The organism is Cellulomonas sp., assembly GCF_015234515.1.
In the GTDB taxonomy this organism is placed as follows: domain Bacteria; phylum Actinomycetota; class Actinomycetes; order Actinomycetales; family Cellulomonadaceae; genus Cellulomonas.
In genome coordinates, this window is record NZ_JADGMY010000017.1 from 89,707 (window position 1) to 110,454 (window position 20,748).

The 20,748-nt window shown below is 74.0% G+C and carries 21 protein-coding genes; 12 read left to right on the forward strand and 9 right to left on the reverse strand.

All coding sequences use genetic code 11. The features are described 5' to 3' along the window. Positions 1-79 precede the first annotated feature (79 nt). From IR158_RS07215 to IR158_RS07250, 8 genes are all read left to right on the forward strand, one after another. Positions 80-670 carry a CDP-alcohol phosphatidyltransferase family protein gene (locus IR158_RS07215; RefSeq protein WP_291811359.1) on the forward strand — a complete coding sequence of 197 codons (591 nt, stop codon included), beginning with the start codon at positions 80-82 and terminating at the stop codon, positions 668-670. Then, positions 667-1,650: a DUF881 domain-containing protein gene (locus IR158_RS07220; protein WP_291811363.1), complete on the forward strand. Its 984-nt coding sequence runs from the start codon at positions 667-669 to the stop codon at positions 1,648-1,650. The genes IR158_RS07215 and IR158_RS07220 overlap by 4 nt, the downstream gene beginning before the upstream one ends. Next, positions 1,647-1,979, forward strand: a complete 333-nt coding sequence (locus IR158_RS07225; protein ID WP_191779508.1) for a small basic family protein — start codon at positions 1,647-1,649, stop codon at positions 1,977-1,979. Before IR158_RS07220 ends, IR158_RS07225 begins: the two co-directional genes overlap by 4 nt. Continuing rightward, entirely contained in the window at positions 1,976-3,070 is a 1,095-nt protein-coding gene (locus IR158_RS07230; RefSeq protein WP_291811374.1) for a DUF881 domain-containing protein, read from the forward strand. Before IR158_RS07225 ends, IR158_RS07230 begins: the two co-directional genes overlap by 4 nt. Before the next feature lie 184 nt (positions 3,071-3,254). After that, positions 3,255-3,725, forward strand: a complete 471-nt coding sequence (locus IR158_RS07235) for an FHA domain-containing protein (protein ID WP_291811377.1) — start codon at positions 3,255-3,257, stop codon at positions 3,723-3,725. 7 nt (positions 3,726-3,732) lie between these two features. After that, the gene (locus IR158_RS07240) at positions 3,733-4,473 is read left to right on the forward strand and encodes a MerR family transcriptional regulator (protein WP_291811380.1); all 741 of its coding nucleotides are present in this window, start codon (positions 3,733-3,735) and stop codon (positions 4,471-4,473) included. 94 nt (positions 4,474-4,567) lie between these two features. Further along, positions 4,568-5,074, forward strand: coding sequence for a bifunctional nuclease family protein (locus IR158_RS07245; protein ID WP_291811632.1), 507 nt, complete (start codon positions 4,568-4,570; stop codon positions 5,072-5,074). A 156-nt stretch (positions 5,075-5,230) separates the two neighbouring features. Then, the gene (locus IR158_RS07250; RefSeq protein WP_291811383.1) at positions 5,231-5,818 is read left to right on the forward strand and encodes a MerR family transcriptional regulator; all 588 of its coding nucleotides are present in this window, start codon (positions 5,231-5,233) and stop codon (positions 5,816-5,818) included. 95 nt (positions 5,819-5,913) lie between these two features. On the opposite strand, the gene IR158_RS07255 is transcribed toward IR158_RS07250, so the two are convergent. Next, positions 5,914-6,678 (reverse strand): ParA family protein, encoded by a 765-nt coding sequence (locus IR158_RS07255; RefSeq protein ID WP_291811386.1) that lies wholly within the window; start codon positions 6,676-6,678, stop codon positions 5,914-5,916. Between the two features lie 221 nt (positions 6,679-6,899). Here IR158_RS07255 and IR158_RS07260 point away from each other — a divergent pair, with 221 nt between their 5' ends. Further along, the gene (locus IR158_RS07260; protein WP_291811388.1) at positions 6,900-7,115 is read left to right on the forward strand and encodes a hypothetical protein; all 216 of its coding nucleotides are present in this window, start codon (positions 6,900-6,902) and stop codon (positions 7,113-7,115) included. Positions 7,116-7,162: 47 nt separating this feature from the next. Then, positions 7,163-7,666 (forward strand): GNAT family N-acetyltransferase, encoded by a 504-nt coding sequence (locus IR158_RS07265; RefSeq protein WP_291811390.1) that lies wholly within the window; start codon positions 7,163-7,165, stop codon positions 7,664-7,666. Between the two features lie 58 nt (positions 7,667-7,724). Here the strand turns inward: IR158_RS07265 and IR158_RS07270 are convergent, their stop codons facing one another. Together IR158_RS07270 and IR158_RS07275 are read right to left on the reverse strand one after the other, a co-directional pair. Further along, the gene (locus IR158_RS07270) at positions 7,725-8,816 is read right to left on the reverse strand and encodes an acyl-CoA desaturase (protein WP_291811635.1); all 1,092 of its coding nucleotides are present in this window, start codon (positions 8,814-8,816) and stop codon (positions 7,725-7,727) included. Between the two features lie 666 nt (positions 8,817-9,482). After that, a complete protein-coding gene (locus tag IR158_RS07275; protein WP_291811392.1) occupies positions 9,483-9,764 on the reverse strand; it encodes an HIT domain-containing protein in 282 nt (93 codons plus the stop codon). 351 nt (positions 9,765-10,115) lie between these two features. Here IR158_RS07275 and IR158_RS07280 point away from each other — a divergent pair, with 351 nt between their 5' ends. Then, positions 10,116-10,568: a hypothetical protein gene (locus IR158_RS07280; RefSeq protein ID WP_291811395.1), complete on the forward strand. Its 453-nt coding sequence runs from the start codon at positions 10,116-10,118 to the stop codon at positions 10,566-10,568. Between the two features lie 37 nt (positions 10,569-10,605). On the opposite strand, the gene IR158_RS07285 is transcribed toward IR158_RS07280, so the two are convergent. Beyond that, positions 10,606-11,553 carry an aldo/keto reductase gene (locus tag IR158_RS07285; protein WP_291811638.1) on the reverse strand — a complete coding sequence of 316 codons (948 nt, stop codon included), beginning with the start codon at positions 11,551-11,553 and terminating at the stop codon, positions 10,606-10,608. A gap of 285 nt (positions 11,554-11,838) precedes the next feature. On the opposite strand from IR158_RS07285, the gene IR158_RS07290 reads away from it, so the two are divergent. Further along, positions 11,839-12,183 carry an RNA polymerase-binding protein RbpA gene (locus IR158_RS07290; RefSeq protein WP_291811398.1) on the forward strand — a complete coding sequence of 115 codons (345 nt, stop codon included), beginning with the start codon at positions 11,839-11,841 and terminating at the stop codon, positions 12,181-12,183. Between the two features lie 105 nt (positions 12,184-12,288). On the opposite strand, the gene lnt is transcribed toward IR158_RS07290, so the two are convergent. The 5 genes from lnt to tatC all read right to left on the reverse strand — a co-directional run bounded on the left by lnt (position 12,289) and on the right by tatC (position 20,718). Beyond that, positions 12,289-13,857, reverse strand: a complete 1,569-nt coding sequence (lnt, locus tag IR158_RS07295) for an apolipoprotein N-acyltransferase (RefSeq protein WP_291811401.1) — start codon at positions 13,855-13,857, stop codon at positions 12,289-12,291. A 531-nt stretch (positions 13,858-14,388) separates the two neighbouring features. Next, positions 14,389-16,020 carry an amidohydrolase family protein gene (locus tag IR158_RS07300; RefSeq protein ID WP_291811402.1) on the reverse strand — a complete coding sequence of 544 codons (1,632 nt, stop codon included), beginning with the start codon at positions 16,018-16,020 and terminating at the stop codon, positions 14,389-14,391. 75 nt (positions 16,021-16,095) lie between these two features. Next, positions 16,096-18,933 carry a DEAD/DEAH box helicase gene (locus tag IR158_RS07305; RefSeq protein WP_291811640.1) on the reverse strand — a complete coding sequence of 946 codons (2,838 nt, stop codon included), beginning with the start codon at positions 18,931-18,933 and terminating at the stop codon, positions 16,096-16,098. Between the two features lie 79 nt (positions 18,934-19,012). Continuing rightward, positions 19,013-19,927, reverse strand: coding sequence for a diacylglycerol kinase family protein (locus tag IR158_RS07310; RefSeq protein ID WP_291811404.1), 915 nt, complete (start codon positions 19,925-19,927; stop codon positions 19,013-19,015). Beyond that, positions 19,924-20,718, reverse strand: a complete 795-nt coding sequence (gene tatC, locus IR158_RS07315) for a twin-arginine translocase subunit TatC (RefSeq protein ID WP_291811643.1) — start codon at positions 20,716-20,718, stop codon at positions 19,924-19,926. Before tatC ends, IR158_RS07310 begins: the two co-directional genes overlap by 4 nt. Positions 20,719-20,748: the final 30 nt, after the last annotated feature.

A 20,748-nucleotide genomic window follows, 5' to 3' on the forward strand; every position in this document is an offset into this window, starting at 1 on the left:
GCGTCGCGACCGGGCCGGCCGCAGCGCGCGACATAGGATCGCCGCCAGGACGACGACGGGGGAGGGTGTGGTTCAGGACGTGGTGGTCAGCTCGCGCGTGCTCACCGTGCCCAACGCCATCAGCCTCGCGCGGCTGCTCATGGTGCCGGTGTTCGCGTGGCTCGTCGCGCAGGGGCACGACGCGTGGGCTCTCGCGGTGCTCCTGCTCTCGGGTGCGAGCGACTGGCTCGACGGCGTCCTGGCGCGGCGGATGCACCAGGTCACGCGCCTGGGCCAGATGCTCGACCCCGCCGCGGACCGGCTGTTCATCCTGGTCACGCTCGTGGGCCTCGCGTGGCGCGGTGTGGTCCCGTTGTGGCTCGTGGCGGTGCTGGTCGCCCGGGACGTCGTCCTCGCGGCGATGCTGTTCGCACTCGCGCGGTCCGGGTACCCGCCGCTGCGCGTGCACCTGGCGGGCAAGGCCGGCACCTTCGCCATCATGTACGCGTTCCCGCTCCTGCTGCTCTCGGAGTGGCCGGCGCCCGTGGGCGTCGTGGCCGGTGTCCTGGGGTGGGCGTGCGCCCTGTGGGGGGTGGCCCTGTACTGGTTCGCGGGCGTGCTGTACCTCACCCAGGCGGCGTCCGTCATGCGCCGCGACGCGCGGGCGGCACGCGCGGCGGAGGTGGCGTGAACCCGCGGCACGCCGTGCCCGTGCCGGCGCGCGCGGCGGACGAGTCGATGACGCTCATCAACGAGGTGTACCGCCAACCGCTCGAGCCGGGCTACCGGGAGGTCGCGGAGCGCCGTGCGGCGGGGACCGCACCCCCGCGCACGATCCGGGGAGGCGCTGCGCTGCTCGTGCTCGCCCTCCTGCTCGGGGCGTTCGCGACGACGTCAGCCGTCGCCCTGCGGCGCCCGGTGCCCGCTGCTCTGGAGGCCCGCGCACTGCTCGAGGCGGAGATCCGTGAGGGCACCGCCCGGGCGGACGAGCTGAGGCACGCGAACGCGGCCATGTCCGCGCAGATCGCCCAGCTGCAGGGTGACGCGGCCTCCACGGACGACCCCGAGCTGTTCGCCCAGCTGCAGAGGGACGCGGTGGCGGCGGGTGTCGTCCCCGTGACCGGCCCCGGTCTGCGTCTGGTGCTGACCGACGGTGACCCCTCCGACGGCACGGCTCCGGACGACGGCAGCGAGCTCGTCCAGGACGCCGACCTCCAGGTCCTCGTCAACGGCCTGTGGGCTGCCGGCGCGGAGGCTGTGACCGTCAACGGCGAGCGCCTGACCTCCACCACGGCCATCCGCAGCGCCGGCGACGCGGTCCTGGTCGACAGCACCGCGCTGAGCAGCCCGTACACGGTCGAGGCGATCGGGGACGCCGCGACGATGCAGACGCGGCTCGCGCGGATGTCGGCCGGGCAGCACCTCGCGTCACTCGCGCAGTACGGCATCGAGGTCCGCGTGAGCGCCCAGCGCGAGCTGCAGCTGGCCGGCCGCGGTCAGCTCACGCTGCGGTCGGCACAGGTGCTCGGTGCCCCAGCGGCGGACGTCGAGTCGGCGGCCGGCTCCGGCGACGCGTCGTCCGCAGCCACGGCGCCGGACGGGCAGGTCCTTGGGACAGCGACGCCGGATGTGGCAGGGTCAGGGCGACACGACGGAGAGGAGTCCCGGTGATCGCAGTGATCGGGCTCGTGCTCGGCGTGCTCGCAGGGCTGCTCATCGAGCCGACGGTCCCCGCCAACCTCCAGCCGTACCTGCCCATCGCCGTGGTCGCCGCGCTCGACGCGCTGTTCGGCGGGTTGCGCGCGTACCTCGACGGGATCTTCGACGAACGGGTCTTCCTCACGTCGTTCCTGTCCAACGTCGTCGTGGCGGCGCTCATCGTGTTCCTGGGCGACCAGCTGGGCGTCGGTTCGCAGATGACGACGGCCGTGATCGTCGTGCTCGGCATCCGCATCTTCTCCAACGCCGCGTCGATCCGCCGGCACCTGTTCAAGGCATGAGCAGCGCCGACGGGCCCCGTCCCGACCCGTCGGGAACTCCGGGCACCGACGCAGAACCCGGTGACGGCCCGGTGATCGACCCCCGCGACCCGCTGGGTCTGGGCGACCTGCCGCTCGACGACGTGGACGCCGGCGAGCGGTCCGCTCCGCAGGTGGCCCGCGAGACGACGGACGAGCAGGACGCGCCGGTGCAGGACGTGCCGGCGGTGCAGGATGTGCCGCAGTCCGACCAGCCCGGCGAGCCGCCGGAAGGCGACGGACGCGACGACCGCGCGCAGGACGACGACCCCTCCGAGCCGGCACCGGACCACGACGCGGTCGACGAGCCCGCTCAGGCGCCCTCGTCCGCAGACTCGTCGGCGCGTCCGGCCCGGTCCGGCTGGGCACGGCTCGGGCACGCGATGCGACCCCGCACGACGCAGGGCCAGCTCATCACCGCGGGCCTGTGCGCGCTGCTGGGCTTCGCCCTGGTGGTCCAGGTGCGGCAGGCCACCGACACCCAGCTCGGTGCGTTGCGCCAGAACGACCTCGTCCGGCTCCTGGACGAGACCACCACACGCACCGACGAGCTCGAGCAGGAGTCGCTCGACCTGCAGCGGGAGCGCGACGAGCTGCTCTCGGGGTCCGACCGGCAGCAGGCCGCCCTCGACGCCGCCCGTCGCACGGCCGCGATGCAGGGCATCCTCACGGGGCGGCTGCCCGCGACCGGACCCGGGGTGCGCATCACCCTCACGGAGCCGGACGGGGAGATCCGGCCCGCCACCATGCTGCACGTGCTCGAGGAGCTACGGAACGCGGGCGCCGAGGCGATGGAGCTCAACGGGCACCGCATCACGGCGAGCAGCGCCTTCACGGGCAGCCGTGGCGCGGTCGAGCTCGACGGTGTCATCATCCGGGCCCCCTTCCGGTGGTCGGTCATCGGCGACCCCGACACGATCGCGCCGGCGCTGGAGATCCCCGGCGGCGCCCTGGTGCGGGTGCGGGCCGACGGCGGCCGCGGCACCGTCGAGAAGTCCGACCGGGTGGACGTCACCGCAGTCCTGACCCCGCACGAGCCCGTGCACGCCTCCCCGGCGTCCGACGAGGGGTGAAGTTCCTGCGTCGGCGGGACGTCGCGTGGGGGAGGGGCACGCTCCGGCCGAGGCCGTGTCACCCGACCAGCGGTGTGCGCGTGCTGCGGATGCCCGCCGACACCGCATAGGGTGAGTCCCGCAAGGCTGGGTCGACGGCGAGCGCGCTCGCACGGGGTGCCCGCGACCGACACGGGAGGTGCGCATGAGCGACGATCGAGGGGCGCCGGACGGCGGTCTGCCGGCCTACCGGGGCGACGGTCCGGACACGACGGTCAGCTTCGGCTCGTTGGAGCCTGCGGAGTCCGAGGCGCCTGCGGTCGGTCTGAGCAGCGACGAGGCCGCGGCGGTGCAGGCACTGCCCCCCACCTCCGCCCTGCTGCTCATGCAGCGCGGGCCGAGTGCGGGCGCGCGCTTCCTGCTCGACGCGGAGCGCACGACGGCGGGGCGCAGCACCAGCGCCGACATCTTCCTCGACGACGTCACCGTGTCACGCAAGCACGCGGAGTTCGTGCGTGACGGGCAGCAGTTCGTCGTGCGTGACATCGGCTCGCTGAACGGCACGTACGTCAACCGGACGCGTATCGACGCGGTCGCGCTGCGCCCCGGGGACGAGGTGCAGATCGGCAAGTACCGGATGACGTTCCACCCCAGCCCTCACCGTGCCGCCTCCTGAGCGCGCCGTGAGCGCAGCGGCCGAGCAGGTCCCTGTCGCGACCACGCCCGAGCCGTGGCCCCGGGGGATCTCGCGTCGCGCCTCGATGCGCATCTCGGACGTCCTGGCGGCCCTGCGCATCGAGTTCCCCGCGGTGACGACGTCGAAGCTGCGCTTCCTCGAGGAGCAGGGGCTGGTCGACCCGGTGCGCACGCCCGCGGGCTACCGGCAGTACTCGCCTGCGGACGTGGAGCGGCTGCGCTTCGTCCTGGTGCAGCAGCGGGACCGCTACATGCCGCTCAAGGTCATCGGGGAGCGTCTGGCCGCGCTCGACGCGGGGGACGACGAGGAGTCGCCGTCGCGCGCCCGTCTCGCGACCCGCGACGGCGTCGCGCCGACGGCCGACCCGCTGACCGCCGAGCGGCTCGCGCACGATGCCGGCGTGGAGGTCGAGCTCGTCGCCGAGCTCGTGGCGCAGGGCGTGCTGCGGCCGGGGCCGCGCGGCGTGTTCGACCCGTGGGCCCGCGAGGTGGTCACGGTCGCGGCGTCGCTGGCCGACCACGGCATCGACCCGCGCCACCTGCGGACCTTCCGGGCGTCGGCGGACCGGCAGGCCGACCTCGTCGAGCAGGTCGTCGCGCCTTGGCGTGGGCAGCGCAGCGTCTCGTCGCGCGCGCGTGCGGGCACCCTCGCGGCCGAGGTGGGGGAGCTGTGCGCGCGGATGCACACCGCGCTGATCCGGTCGGCGGTCCACGACCTCACCCCGTGACGGTCGCCAGGGGTGCCACATGCCACCGGACGGGCTCCCGGCAGACGCCGCGCCCCGAGCGACGTAGCGTGTCCGTGTGGGCGTAGAACCCGAGATGGTCCCGGTGGAGGTCGTCGGTGTGCGCACGCACCTGGCCGACGACGAGATCGTCGTGCTGCTCCTGGATCCCGACGCCGCTCTGCTGGTGCCGATCCTCATCGGCCCCTCGGAGGCGTCGGCGATCGCCTCGGCGCAGGCAGGGATCGTCCCGCCGCGGCCCATGACGCACGACCTGCTGCGCGACGCGCTGCAGGCGGCCGGGGCACCGGTCGACCACGTCGAGATCACGCGGCTCGAGGACGGGGTGTTCCACGCCGCACTGGTCCTCGCGTCGGGCCGCCACGTGGACGCGCGGGCCTCCGACGCCATCGCGGTCGCGCTGCGGTTCGCGTGCCCCGTGCTGTGCTCGGCCGAGGTCGTCGCACTGGCCGGCGTCGAGATGCGGCCCGCGGCGAGCGAGGACGACATCTCCCAGTTCCGTGAGTTCCTCGACCACGTCTCCGCCGAGGACTTCGAGACCGGGCAGGACCCGGGACCGGAGGGTGGCCCGCGAGACGTCTGATCCGATCGGGTGAAGAAGCTCGATCTCCACCTGAAGGTGAGACACCACGCACGACACGCCGGGCCGCGTTCGTTGCGCCCCCGACCGCGCAGGCCTAGCGTGGCGGAAGAACCAGCAGAGTGCGGCCGCCTCACGGCGCCGTCGAGGGAGGGCCCCGTGATCCGCAACGAGAGTGCCGACGACTCCGGCACGATCCCGCAGCACGCGCAGGGCCTGCTGTTCGACGACGACCTGCCGGACCTCGACGTCACGACGGGGTACCGCGGTCCCACGGCGTGCCGCGCGGCGGGCATCACCTACCGGCAGCTCGACTACTGGGCCCGCACCGGGCTGGTCGAGCCGTCCGTGCGCCCTGCGACGGGTTCCGGTACGCAGCGGCTGTACTCGTTCCGCGACATCCTCGTGCTCAAGGTCGTCAAGCGGCTGCTCGACACGGGTGTCTCGTTGCAGCAGATCCGCGCAGCGGTCGGGCACCTGCGTGAGCGCGGGGTCGAGGACCTCGCGCAGATCACCCTGATGTCCGACGGCGCGAGCGTGTACGAGTGCACCTCGCCGGACGAGGTCATCGATCTGGTGCAGGGGGGCCAGGGCGTGTTCGGCATCGCGGTCGGGCGCGTCTGGCGTGAGGTCGAGGGGACGCTCGCGGAACTCCCCAACGAGCGGGCCGACGACGACGCCGCCCCGGTGGCGTCGTCCACGCACGACGAGCTCGCGATCCGACGCCAGGCCCGCACCGCCGGCTGACGCCGAAGGCGGGGGACCGCTCCGCAGGGAATCCTGCGGAGCACCTGACGCACGCCTGGCCGGGATCACGTCAGGGCGACGTGGGCGACAGGTCGTCAGCGACGCGGCGCGCGCATCGCCCGGTCGAGCAGCTGGTCGAACACGTCGGCGAGCTCGGCGGCTGCGGCACCGGGCCAGACGTGGACCGGCTGTGCGGCGCCCTGCGCCTGCTGCAGCGCGGCACGCTCCGGGATGCTCGGGGTCAGCACGAGCGGGCCGTAGAGCGTCTGCAGCTCCTGCAGGCGGTACGCCTGCTCCACCGAGCGCGCCCGCACGCGGTTCACCACGATGCCCAGCGGCTGGAGCGACGGCGCCGGGCCGCGACGCAGCTCGTCGATCGTGCGCATCGCCCTGCCGACCGCCATGACGGCGAACAGGCCGGGCTCCGTCACCACGACCGCACGGTCGCACGCCGTCAGGCCCGTGCGCGTCAGCCCGCCCAGCGACGGGGGACAGTCGATAAGGACGAGGTCGTACCCGTCCGCCCACGACAGCGCCTGGCGCAACCTGTCGGCGTCGGAGTCGTCGATCCGGTCGTGCAGCACGGAACGCTCGGACCCGACGAGCACGTCGAGCCCGTGGTCCGCCCAGGACGACGGCGCGGTCGCCGCCTCCACCGCCTGCGGCGACGGGGCGTCGAGCACCATCGACACGTCACCCCGGCTCGCCGTGGTCCCCAGGGCCATGGTCGAGTCCCCTTGGGGGTCGAGATCGACGACGAGGGTTCGCAGACCGCGTTCCAGGGCCGCCGAGGCGAGCCCGAGAGTCACGGAGGTCTTACCCACGCCGCCCTTGAGGCTGCACACACCGACGACCAGCACGCGGACACCGTAGTCGGATGAGGTGCCGCTCACGAAACGGGCGCCCGACACGCGGACGGCGAGGGTCCGATGCGTGCGCTGCGGGCGCCTCGTGTGTCCTGATCTGCGGCGGGATGGCCGATTCGGCGCCCAGGAGGCGGTCGGCCCTCGCGCCGGCACGACCGGCCGGTCGCCGGGACACGTGCCGCGGGCTAGCGTGGTCGCGCCGTGAGGAGGCCGACATGACCGAGTCGTTCGATGGCGCGCAGGTGCCGGAGCTCGAGTACGACGAGACGATCCCGCCGCGACCCGAGGAGGACGTCGCCGACGCCGCGCGGGCCACCCCGGACCGGGCGGGGCACGGGGGAGACGGAGCTCTCTCGCTGGGCGACGACGTGCTGCAGGCCGACTCGCGCGGCGCCGCGGACGAGTGGCCGACCGGGCACGGGGTCGCCTGAGGCGCGTCGCGCCGGGCCCCGTGGGGCAGATGCGGCATGCTGGTCCGGTGCTGATCCGACACGTCGACGAGGACGACTGGCCGACCGTGCGTGACGTGCGCCTGCGGGCCCTGCGCGAGTCGCCGGACGCCTTCGGGTCGTCGTTGGCGCGCGAGGAGCGGTTCGCCGAGTCGCACTGGCGGATGCGGCTGCGCACCAGCACCACCTGGGTGGCGCTGGACGACTCAGGGGAACCGCGCGGTCTGGTGACCCTCATCCAGGAGCCGGGGTCACCCGAGGACGACCGGCACGTCGTGTCGTTGTGGGTCGCGCCCGAGGTTCGCCGGCAGGGGATCGGCTGGTCCCTGCTGGACGCCGCGGTGCGCGGGGGAGCGGCGCAGGGGGCGGCGACGGTCTCCCTGTGGGTCGTCGACGACAACGCGTCCGCGGTCGACCTCTACGTCCGGGCCGGCTTCACGCGCACCGGTGAACGGCAGGTGCTGCCGCGGGACCCCGACCGGACCGAGGAGCGCTACGTGCGCCACACCGATCCCGGGGGCCTGGCCGGCTGACGGCTCAGGCCGGACGGCTGGCCCCGGCCGCGCCGATCGCGCGCCCGAGGTCTCGCCGTCAGCGGGCCGAGCGGTACTGCTCCGTCAGGGGGCACTGGAACGGGTCGCGCGCCGCGAGGCCGACCGCGTTCAGGTGCCGGATGACGATCCCGTACGACTCCAGCAGCGACGTCTCGGTGTAGGGGATGCCGCGCTCGGCGCAGAACGCCCGGACCGTCGGCTGCACCTTGCGCAGGTGCGGGCGCGGCATGCTCGGGAACAGGTGGTGCTCGATCTGGTAGTTGAGGCCACCCATGAACAGGTCGGTCAGCCGGCCGCCGCGCACGTTGCGGCTCATGAGCACCTGACGGCGCAGGAAGTCGATGCGCGAGTCCCGCGGCACGATGGGCATGCCCTTGTGGTTGGGCGCGAAGACGGCGCCCATGTAGAGGCCGAACAGCCCGAGCTGCACGCCGAGGAACGCGAACGCCATGCCGACGGGGAGCACCCAGAAGACGAGCGCGAGGTAGCCGCCGATGCGCGCGGTGACGAAGGCGATCTCCACGGGGCGCCGCTTGACGGGCCCGCGTCCGAAGATCGTCTTGACGCCTGAGATGTGCAGGTTCAGGCCCTCGAGCAGGAGCAGCGGGAAGAACAGCCAGCCCTGGCGCTGCGTGAACCACCCGACGAGCCCGGAGCGCGGCTCCTTGAGGTCCTCGGTGTGGAAGACGAGGGCACCGGTGCCGATGTCGGGGTCCGCTCCGACCTGGTTCGGCTTGGCGTGGTGCCGGGAGTGCTTGTGCTGCCACCACCCGTAGCTCATGCCCGCGTACAGGTTGGCGATCACCAGGCTGGCCCAGTCGTTCCAGCGCCCGGAGTCGAAGATCTGCCGGTGCGCGGCGTCGTGGCCGAGGAACATCACCTGGCCCAGCACGACCGCGAGGACCGCGGCCGTGACGAGCTGCCACCAGGACGGCCCTCCGATCACGAGGGCCGCGACCAGGCCGGCCAGCAGCAGGGTGAGCACGACGAACCGCGTCCAGTAGTAGGCGTGCCGTCGACGCAGGAGTCCCGCGGCCTCGACGGTGCGGGTCAGCGCGGTGAAGTCGCTGACGACGCGATCACGGACCCGTCCACCCTCGCGGACCGCGGTCGCGGGCAGCTGCTGCATGTCCACGGCGCCTACCTCGTCCAGGTCATCGTCGCGGGGCCGCCGAGGCGTCCGGGGGCGGGGGAGCACTGGGCAGGCATGAAGCCCTCCTTCGGGTGCGCGATGCGGGTCCGCGGGACGGTCGTCGTCCTGGACGGGCCCGATCGTACGGGTGCGTACGGCAAACCGCCCACAGGGTCCGGTGGATTCACTCGGGTGTGGCAGGGGCGGCCGTGACGGCCCGCGCCGCGCCGTCACCCCGCCGCGCGCGTGCGGCAGACGACGAGGTCACCGGGCGTCGTGGACCGGGCGATGCCGCCACCAGGAGACTGCCTCAGGACGCGACCGGCAGGGGTGTGCAGGCTGCAACCGGCACCTCGGGGTGCCAAGGTCGGTCGTCCTCGCGCGGTGAGCCAGCGCGGCGGCGTCAGCCCGCACGTGCGGGCTGGCCCGGGCCGTTGCTGAGGCGCTCCCGCGGCGCCTGCCGTGGCCGCGGTCGTCCAGCGCGTGGAGCGACTCTCGTCCTCACGCAGGCCGTGACCCATCTCGGCTGGTGCACCGGGGAGTGGGTGGTCGACCCCGTCGTGGCGTCGGGTGCACCGAGCAGGCACCGTTTTGACATAATGCACATTATCGGCGTTGGGGACGTGCGTCCGGGAGCGGTGACGCTACAGCCGCACAGGACCGCTAGAGCGCCGCAGCGAGCGCCCTGGCGCGCTCGGCGATCGCGTCGACGTCGGCCGGCAGTCCCGGTTCGAACGGCAGCGCGAGCCGGTCCTTGCTCTTGTCGCGGTAGCGCGGGATCACGTGCAGGTGGAAGTGGAAGACGGTCTGCCACGCGACGGGCCCCGAGCAGTTGAGCAGGTTGACGCCGTCGGCGCCGAGCTCGGACAGGACGGCCCGGGCGATCCGCTGCGCCGCCAGCGTGGTGGCGGCAAGGTCCTCCGCGGGGATGTCCAGCAGGTCCACGCTGTGCCGCTTCGGGATGACCAGCAGGTGGCCGTCGAGCCCGGGTCGATGTCCATGAAGGCGAAGGTCGTCGCGTCCTCGGCGACCTTCGCGCACGGGACCGTCCCCGCCACGATGCCGCAGAACACGCACTCGGGCGTCGATCCAGTGGTGTTCGTCACGTCAGGGATGCTAGCGGGCCGACGTTCCCGTGGGGTGGCCGTCTGTGCTCGCCGACCCGCGTCGCGGCGACGCGTGCAGCACGGGACGACCTGCGCGGTGAGCCGACCACAGGCCAGCCCTGCGAGGGGCGCGCCCACAGATGTGGCGGAGACCCACCGCGGCCTGCCCGTCGGCCAGCACCCTCGAGTCATGGACAGCGACGACTCCCCCGGCTGGGCCGCACCGGGGCCGGACGACGACCTCCCCGCACTGCCGACGCACCCGTTGCGCGACGTCGACGACATCCTCCAGGTGATGCTGTCGCTCGTCGGTCCGGAGCGTGCCGGTCCCCCGGCGCTCTGGCTCGTGCTGCTCGACGTCCACGGCATGATGCTGCCGGTCGTGCTGCCGCTCGTCGGTATCCCGCTGCAGCCGGACCCTGCCCAGGTGCGTCAGGTGCTTCTCGCGATGAGCGACATCCTGACGCACGACGCCCCCGGCGGTTCGATCGCCGTCGCGATCGTGCGTGCCGCCGGGGGTGATCGGGGCGCGTTCGAGCGCGCGTGGGAGCACGCGCTGCGTGCCGCGAGCGACGACCGTGGTCTGCGGGTGAGCGCCGTCGTGGCGATCGGTGAGCACCGCGCACGCGTCCTGCCACCGTGAGCGTCCAGGTGCGACGGCTCCCGCCCGCTACCCGGCGTCAGACCGGCCCGGGCGACGCGTCGTCGATGGCGGCGAGCTGCTCGAGCGTCGGCTCCCACAGCGCGGCCGCGACGTTCGCGCGCACCTGCTCGGGCGTGCGCGCACCGGAGATGATCGACGCGACCCCCGGCTGTGCCGCCAGCCCACCGAGCGCGACGGTCGGCAGGTCGACGCCCCAGTCGTCGGCCAGCGCGGCCAGCGCCTCGATGCGGTCGAAGTCGGCGGCGGCGAGTCGGTGCGGCATGCGCGAGAGCCGGCTGCCCGCGGGTGCGTCCTGCCCCCGTCGGTACTTGCCGGTCAGCAGGCCGGAGGCGAGCGGGACGTACGGCAGGATGCCGACGCCCACGTGCTCCGCGGCGGGGACGAGGTCTGCCTCGACGCTCCGGTCCAGCAGGTTGTACCGGTTCTGCGCGGAGACGAACGGCGACGTCCCTGCCGTGCGGGCCGCCCAGTCGGCGTCGACGACCTGCCAGGCCGCGAGGTTCGACGAGCCGAGGTACCGGACCTTGCCCTCCACGACGAGCTCGTGCAGCGCTGCGAGCGTCTCCTCGACCGGGGTCGCCGGGTCCGGGCTGTGCAGCTGGTAGAGGTCGACGTGGTCGGTGCCGAGACGACGCAGCGATCCCTCGATCGCTCGTCGGACGTACCGGCGTGACCCGCGCGCACCCCAGTCGGCGCCGTTCAGTCCCCCGGCGTCGAGACCGAACTTCGTCGCGACCACGACGTCGTCGCGACGACCCTTCAGCGCGGCGCCGAGGAGTTCCTCGCTCTGCCCGGGCACTCCCCCGTACACGTCGGCGGTGTCGAAGAGCGTGACGCCCGCGTCGAGCGCCGCGCCGACGACCTCGCCCACCTGTTCGGGTGGGAGCGTTGCGCCGAACGTGTTGCACCCCAGGCCGGCCGTCGAGACGGCCAGACCGCTGTCGCCGAGCCGGCGGATCGTCATGGTCATGCGCACCAGCCTAGGCAGACGGGATGACGTGGCACTGCCGCTCACCCGTGCGGACCACGGCACGGACCAAATCCCTGTGAGTGGGGCTCCCCTCCCCCGGCCTGGCGCGCGACCGGTCCGCGTTCCTGCCACAGTGTGTGTTCACCAGACCTTCACGGCGGGACGGAACATCGCAGTCCCCGACCACGTTGGAGCATCAGGCAGCAGATCGATTCGATTCACGACCCGGCACGGCTCGGCACCCCGAGCCGACGGGACGACACGGCACGGAGGTCCACCATGGCCAACAGGTCCCTGCGCGGCATGCGCATCGGGTCCCACAGCATGGAGACCGAGGAGGGCGTCGACTTCGCCCCTCGGCTCCAGGCTCACTACGACTGCCCCAACGGGCACACCATCATCCTGCCGTTCTCGGTGGAGGCCGACGTCCCCGTCGTGTGGGAGTGCCGCTGCGGTGCCGAGGCTCTCCTGCGGGACGCCGACCAGCCCGAGGCGAAGGCCGGCAAGCCGCCGCGTACGCACTGGGACATGCTCCTGGAGCGCCGCACGGTCAACGAGCTGCAGGAGCTGCTCGACGAGCGTCTCGGCCTGCTGCGCGCCGGCAAGCTGCGCCGCAGCGCCTGACGCACGGGCTCGCGCCCGCTGGAACACGACGACGCCCCGGTGGTCAGCCACCGGGGCGTCGCTCTGCGTGCAGGCTGATCCCCTGCCGCCAGGTTCTCCTGCGACTCAGGCGGGGCCGTCGGGACGCTGGTCGCGCGGCAGCCGCGCCGCCCCCACGATGCCCGCCAGGACGATCCACACGGCCAGCACGTCGGCCGTCAGCGCGGGCCAGTCCCCCGCTCGCGTCGCGGGCGTCAGCGACTCCCGCAGCGGCAGCGAGGCCACCATCTGGTCGGCCGTGAACAGCTCGGTGCGCTGCATCACGGCGCCGTTGGGGGCGATCATCGCGCTGACCCCGACCGTCGAGATCTGCACGGTGGCGCGACCATGCTCGATGGCCCGGAGCCGCGACATCGCCAGCTGCTGCGTCGACTCGTCCGACCACCCGAACGACGCGTTGTTGGTCTGCACGACCAGCAGCTCACCGCCCTCGGCCACCGACTCCCGGACGATCGCGTCGTACGCCACCTCGAAGCAGATGACGTCGCCGATCACGACCGTGCGCCCGAGGCGGGGCGAGTCGACCGGCACCACCCCGGGTTCGGTGCCCGGCAGCATGTCGCGCGTGACGAGGTCGACCGCGTCGGAGAAGTGGCGCACGAACGAGCGCATCGGGATGTACTCGGCGAACGGCGCGGGACGTTGCTTCGAGTACGTCGCGACGGGTCCCACGCCCGGCTCCCACAGGACGGCGGTGTTGTAGCGGCCGCCGGACTCCGGGTACTGCACGGTGCCCACAAGCAGCGGTGCGGCGACCTCCTGCGCGACGCCGTCGATGAGGCCGGCGGCCTCCTCGTCGACCTGCGGGTCGATGTCCGTCCCGTTCTCGGGCCACAGGACGACGTCGAGGTCGCCCGGCGCCACCTGGTCCAGCAGCGCGCGCGTCCCGGCGACGTGGTTGTCGAGGACCTGGCGCCGCTCGCCGAACGCGTCGAGCCGCCCGGGGTCGGGGACGTTGCCCTGGACGGCACCGACACGAAGCGTCCCTGTCTGCGCGACCGTGTCGAGCGGGATCAGCAACGAGGCCAGGATGACGCCGCCTGCGGCGGCGAGCGCACCCAGGGTCCGCCCCAGCGCGAGCTGCCGGGCGGCCAGCACCGCCCTCGCCAGCAGCACGCCGAGGGCCGCCACGACGCCGGAGAGCAGCGGGGTCCCTCCCAGCCACATGAAGGCGGCGAGCGGCGAGTCCGCCTGGGAGAAGGCGAGCCGCCCCCAGGGGAAGCCTCCGAACGGCCACGTCGAGCGCAGCTCCTCGGCGCCGACCCACAGCAGCACGAACGCGAGCAGCTGCCACGCGCCGCTGCGCCACACCGCGTGTCCCCTGCGGGCCCACGCCCAGGCGGCGCCGAACAGGGCGACGTACGACGCCTCGAGCACGGTCAGGGCGAGCCACGGGACGGGTCCCACGGCGTCGTCGGCCCAGGTGATCATCGGGCCGAAGCAGGCCAGTCCCCAGACGAGTCCCACGAGCGCGTTCCAGCGCGCCGAGTCCCGGCGCAGCGCGAGGTAGAGCAGGGCCATGCCCACCGGGGCGAGGGCCGGCCACCCGGGGTCCGGGAAGGCCAGCCGCGTGACCCAGCCGCCTGCGGCGGCGAGCACGAGCGTCAGCCAGCGTGCGGACGGCGGGAGGGGCACCGCAGCAGGTTACGTCAGCGACAGGCTGAGTCGGGTTGGCGGACTGCGGCGCGCTGTCCGGGAACCCCGGCGCACCGCGGCACGACCGTGTGGACCGCGGCGTGCACCGCACTGGACGCGCCGACGGCGGTGCCGACTGCCTCGCCGGACCGACCTGCCGGACCGCACGGCCGGCCCGACCGACCGGCCCGCGCGCCCTTCGTACCGGCGAGGACGAGTCCTGCCGTTTTCTGTTGAGCGCGCGGACCCGGTCGGAGCTCGGACCGTGCGACACCGGTCAGCGGTACGTGTGGATCCCCCGGTGCCCGCAACGACGGGCCACTGCGAAACTACCCCCCTGGCCCTTCGTGTCAAGGGGACGTCCGGCCTGGTCAGGAGGATCGACCCAGGCCACAGCGTCCGCTTCGACCGATCAGGGGACTCTTCACCCGGCGTGTCGTCCGCGTGTCGCGATTCGGTGCGACCGGGACGATTCGCCACCGCCCGCGATCGCCGCCGATATTTCACCCGCCGTCCGGCGAGCGGCGCACGTCAGGCCAGCACGTCGTGCAGGACGACCCCGGCGCGCACGGTCCGCAGGCACCGGGGCGCGGGCTCGTCGGGGCCCAGGTCCGGCAGCAGGGGGCTGCCGGCACGCGGGTCCGCACTCCACGTCGAGGTCCGCGACGCCTGGACGACGAGGTGCTCCGCCTGCCACACGGCGAGGTGCGCCGGCGCACCGACCCGCAGCTCGCCGGCGCCGCTGTGATCCAGCCCGGCGAGCCGCCACCCACCACGGGTCGCGGCGCGGAACGCTGCCCGGACCGAGATCCGCTGGTCGGCCTCGTGGTGCGCCGAGGCGCCACGCACACCGGCCCACGGGTCGAGCGGCGTCACGGGCGCGTCGGAACCCAGTGCGAGGGGCACACCCGCCGCTGCCAGGTCCGCGAACGGGTTGAGGGACGCGGCCCGCCCGCGACCGAGCCGCCTCGCGTACGTGCCGTCCGGCCCACCCCACAGGGTGTCGAAGGCAGGCTGCACGGACAGTCGCAGGCCCAGGAGCACCATCTGCGCCAACGAGTGCGCGTCGACCATCTCGGCGTGCTCCACGCGGTGACCCGCGGCCGCGATCGCCGCCGTGCCCTCGACGTCCGCAGCGGTGCGCATCCCCAGCAGGAGCTCGTCCAGCGCGCGGTCGCCGATGACGTGGAACGCCGCGTGGCTCCCGGCGCGCGTCACGGCCGTGACGTGGTTCGCGATCTGCTCGGCCGACAGCTGAAGCGAACCCGAGGTGCCGGGCGCGTCGGCGTACGGCTGGCGCAGGGCGGCGGTCCGTGAGCCGATGGACCCGTCGACGTTGAGGTCGCCCCCGATCCCCGTCAGGCCCGGCAGGTCCGCCAGGAGCGCGCGGGCGTCGTCCACCGTCACGCACTGCTCGGCGCGGTACCCGATGACGAGCGGCAGCCCCGAGGCGGCGTCCGCGGTGGTCGTCAGGAGCTCACGCAGCCCGTCGCGGGTGTCGACGTGGGGGGCGGACTGCTCGTGGACGGAGACGATGCCCTGCGCCGCGGCCCGTGCGAGGGCGTCGCGGTACAGCTCGCTGCGTTCGTGGGGGCCGACGGCCCGCGCCACGTCGCGCGCGGCGTGGTGCGCGGCACCCGTGACGCGGCCGTCGTCCGACCAGCCGGGCAGGTGCCGCAGCCCGGCGAGGTCGGCCAGCGCGCTGGAGACCACGGCGGAGTGCACATCGACGCGCGCCAGGTAGACCGGCAGGCCCTGCCCGGCGACGTCGAGCTCCTGCCGGGACGGGGGCCGTCCTTCGGGCCACGTGGTCTCGTCCCACCTCGTGCCGTGCACGACGCGGCGGTCCCCCGGGGCGCGGGTCGCTGCCACACGGGCGACGGCGTCCAGCGCCGCGGCCGCGCTCGATACTCCCCCGGCCGCCGTCAGGTCCAGCCCCGCAGCGGCCAGGGCGGTCTCGAGGAGGTGCACGTGGGCGTCGACGAACCCGGGCGCCACCAGCGCGCCCCGCAGCTCGACGACCTCGTCGACGCCGGCGACGAGGCCGTCAGCGGTGTCGTCCGAGCCGAGCCAGGCGATCACCCCGTCGTCGACGAGCAGCGCCTCGGCGAAGGGGTCCGTGGGAGAGTGCACGACGCCGTGCCGGTAGAGGGTCGAGGTCACATCGGCCCACGATAGAGCCACCCGGACGCTCGTGGCGTGCGCGGGTCGGACAGGTGTCCGACGCCACTTTCCCGCTCAGACCGCCGAGTACGCCACGACGCCGCGGCGCAGTGCGGTCACCGCGCGGTCGGCCGTGGTGCGGAGCCGGGCCGTGGGCGCCGCGCCCGAGATCTGGTCGAGGACGTCGATCACCTGCTTGCACCACCGCACGAAGTCCCCGGCAGCGAGGTCGGACCCGCGCAGGACGGCGTCGAGGCTGCGACCCGCGGCCCACCGGTGGATCGGTTCGACGAGCCCGAAGTCGAGGGGCTGGATCGTCTCGAGCCGCGCGTCGTGCTCGAGGTCCTCGAGCTCCGACCACGCCCGGACCGCGGCGTCGAGCGCCCGCCCGAGCCTGCTGTCCGGTCCGCCGGGCACCCGCGCCTCGGTGTCGTCGTCCCGACGCGACCGGTACACGATCGTGGAGACCGCCGCGGCGAGCCCGGGCACGTCGAGCTCGTCCCACACGCCGCGGCGCAGGCACTCCGCCAGCACCAGGTCGTTCTCCGCGTACAGGCGGCGCAGCCAGCCACCGTCCTGCGTGACCTGCAGCGCGCCCGACTCGTCCGTCGTGAGGTACCCGAGCGTGCGCAGCACGTCGCAGATGCGGTCGAACACGGCCGCGATGGAGCCGGTGCGTCCCGCGATCCGCCGCACGAGGGCGGCGTGCTCGTCCCGCAGACGGGCCCAGCGCTCGGCCCACCGCGCGTGGTCCTCCCGCTCCGGGCACCGGTGGCACGGGTGCGCGCGCAGCTCGCGACGCAGCGCCTCGAGCTCGGCGTCGTCGGCGGCCGCCGACCTGCGTTCCGCGCGCCGGCCGGCCGCGCGCGCGGGTGCCGGCGCGAGGTCGAGCTCGTCGAGCCGGGAACGCAGCCGCGCCGCCAGGTCGCGCCGCGCTGCGGGCACCCGGACCTCGAACCGGCCGGGGACCTTGAGCCGTCCGACGGTGCGCAGGCCGGTCCCCACGTCCGCGACGGTCAGCCGGCGGACCTGGCGGTCCGTGGTCAGGACGGTCGGGCGCGGCCCGTCGAACCCGCCCTTGCCGCCGGGGTCGACGACGACCGCGTGCTCCGGGCGCCGTCCGGCGGGGATCTCCACGACGTCACCGACGCGCAGGCCCTCGAGGGTGCGGGCGACGTCGGCGCGCCGTGTCGCGGCCTGGGCCTTCGCCAGGCCGCGCTCGCGGTCGGTGATCGCCCGGCGCAGGTCCATGTACTGGCCGAAGTCGCCGAGGTGGCACGACATCGCCTCGGCGTAGCCCTCCAGCGCTTCGGCGTGCGTCTGCGCCTGACGTGCCAGCCCCACCACGCCGCGGTCCGCCTGGAACTGCGCGAACGACGTCTCGAGGACGTCGCGGGCCCGCTCGCGCCCGACCTGCGCGACGAGGTTGACGGCCATGTTGTAGGTGGGGCGGAACGAGGAGCGCAGCGGGTACAGGCGCCGTGAGGCGAGCCCGGCGAGCTGCACGGGGTCCAGGGCGCCGTGCGCGACGACGACGGCGTGCCCCTCGGTGTCGATGCCGCGACGGCCCGCGCGGCCGGTGAGCTGGGTGTACTCCCCCGGCGTCACGTCGACGTGCTGGCTGCCGTCCCACTTCACGAGCTTCTCGAGCACGACGGAGCGGGCGGGCATGTTGATGCCGAGCGCGAGGGTCTCGGTGGCGAACACGACCTTCACCCAGCCGCGGGAGAACAGGTCCTCCACCGTCTCCTTGAACAGCGGCAGCATGCCCGCGTGGTGTGCGGCGACGCCCCGCACGAGCCCTTCGACGAACGCGTCGTAGCCGAGGATCTCGAGGTCCTCCGGCGGGATCGCCGCGCACCGCTCCTCGGCGACGCGCCGGATGTCGGCCCGCTCCGCAGGGGTCGTCAGACGCACGCCGGCGGTCAGGCACTGCTGCACCGCGGACTCGCAGCCCAGGCGCGAGAAGATGAAGACGATGGCGGGCAGGAGGCCGGCCTGGTCGAGCTCGTCGACGACCACGAAGCGCGGCGCGGGGCGCACGCCCGTGCCGGGCCGGTGGCCGCCGCGTCCGCGGTCCCCGCGGTCGCGTGGCCCGCGGCGCTCCCGCTCCCCCGGCGGCTGGCGGCGCAGCAGGTGGGTGAGGTCGGGGTTGATGGGCGGGTCCACGCCCGGTGCGGTGGGGTCGACGTGCCCGGCGTACAGGTCGAGGAGCCGGTCGCCCACCAGGACGTGCTGGCCGAGCGGGACGGGACGGTGCTCGCTGACCACGACGGTGGTGTCGCCCCGCACCGTGGCGAGCCAGTCGCCGAACTCCTCCGCGTTGGACACGGTGGCGGACAACGAGACCAGCTGCACGTCGTCGGGCAGGTGGATGATCACCTCCTCCCACACGGGCCCCCGGAACCTGTCGGCGAGGTAGTGGACCTCGTCCATGACGACGTACCCGAGCCCGTCGAGCGCCGCGGAGCCGGCGTACAGCATGTTGCGCAGCACCTCGGTGGTCATCACGACCACGTCGGCGTCGCCGTTGACGGTGGTGTCCCCGGTCAGAAGCCCGACTCGTTCGGCGCCGTGCAGGCGGGCCAGGTCGGCGTACTTCTGGTTGGACAGCGCCTTGATGGGCGTCGTGTAGAACGCCTTGCGGCCGGACGCGAGTGCCAGGTGCACGGCGAACTCGCCGACGACGGTCTTGCCGGCGCCCGTGGGTGCGGCGACGAGGACGCCGCTGCCGCGTTCCAGTGCGGCGCACGCCTCGATCTGGAAGTCGTCGAGGGGGAAGTCGAGCCGTGCACGGAACTCGGCGAGGCGGCCGCGGTCGGCGGCGGCACGGCGTCGGGAGGCGGCGTAGCGCTCGGCGGGCGACGGCTCGGACGGCGACGGCGGCGGGGCCGGCTCGGGCGCGTCGGGCACGACGCGTGGGGTGCTGCGGCGACGTGAGGGCACGGGACAACCCTAGGCACGTGGGATCACCCGGGCACCCGACACGTCGCTACCCGAGCAGAAGGAGCGCCCCCGGGACGACCTCGACCAGCAGGGGCAGGCTGCCGAGGCGCTCACCGTCCGCGAAGGCGGCGGGCGGTGGCGGGCCCAGGTCCGGTGCGGGCTCGACGACGACCCGGCGCCCGCGCAGGACACGCACCCGCGGGTCGTCGACGTGCCGGCCGCGGTAGATCCGCGGGAAGATCCCGACGGCCTCCCTGCGTGAGAACGGGCCGGCCAGCACGACGTCGAGCAGCCCGTCGTCCGGGACGGCGCCGGGCGCGATCGGCAGCCCGCCGCCGAACCACGGGGTGCTCGCCACGGCGACCAGGGTGCCGGCGGACTCCCACGTGGTGTCGTCGACACGGACGCGGTACCCGTACGGGCGGAACGCCGCGAGCTCGGGCACCAGCGCACGCAGGTAACGGGCGTGCCCGTGCGGCCACGTCAGTGCGTTCGCGCGGGCGTTGACGGCGGCGTCCAGACCGCAGGACAGGACACCGGCGTACCACCGCGCCGTCTCGCCGTCGGGTGGGCCCGCGCGGACGGCGTCGACGCGTCGGGGCCCGGCACGCAGCGCCCTGTCGACCACCGCGACGGCGCGGTCGACGTCGCCGCGGGGCAGGCCGAACGACCGTGCGACGTCATTGCCGGTGCCGACCGCGACGATGCCGAGCGGCAGGTCCGTGCCCGCGACGACCCCGACGCCGAGGTGCACCATGCCGTCGCCCCCGACCACGACGAGGGCGTCCAGGCCGTCGGTCGCGGCCTGCCGCGCGCGGTCCGTGGCCAGTGCGAGGGTGGGCGCGGACAGGTCGTGCACGTCGTGGCCGGCACGACGCAGGAGCCGGTGCGCGCGGCGTCCGACGCTTCCGCCGCGCCCCGTGCCGGCGACCGGGTTCACGACGAGCCCGACGGTGCTCATGCGGTGCCCGGTGCGGCGGTGTCGTCGCCGGCCATCGTGCCGTCGAGCCGCGGCAGGCCCTGGGCGACGAGCTTCCGGTCGATCCGCCGGTCGTGCAGCACGCACACGCCGAGAGCGGCGAAGAAGAGCAGGCACATCGGTATGGCGACGGCCAGCATGGTCATCGCGTCGGGTGTCGGTGTCGCGATGGCGGCGAACACGAACGCGACGAGGACGGCCCAGCGCCACCCCGCGAGCCACGTGCGGGCGCGGACCAGGCCGACCAGGTTGAGGGCGACCATGACGACGGGGAGGAGGAACCCGACGCCGAAAGCCAGGACGACCCGCATGACGAAGCTCAGGTACAGCTGCGCGTCGACCCAGTTGACGGTCTCGGGCGGGACGAAGTCGGCGAACAGGTGCACCGCGTTGGGCAGGGCCCACCACGCGAGTGCCGCACCGGCGAGGAACAGCGGGACGGCGACGGCGACGAACCCGACCGCGTAGCGACGTTCCTTGGACGTCAGCCCCGGGGTGATGAAGGCCCACAGCTGGTAGATCCACCAGGGGGCGGTGAGGAGCACACCGAGGAACAACGAGACCTTGACCTGCATGTCGAACGCGGTGGCCACGCCCTGGAAGTTCAGGGCGACCTGCCGCCCGCGTGAGTCGGCGATCTCGACGATCGGCTGCTGGAGGAGGTCGAACACGGGCTCGTACAGGAACCAGCCCCCGACGCCGCCGACGACCAGTCCGAGCGCGATGAGCACGACGCGTCGGCGTAGCTCGCGCAGGTGCTCGCGCAACGGCATGCGGCCGTCGGGCTCGGCGCCGCGCCGGGG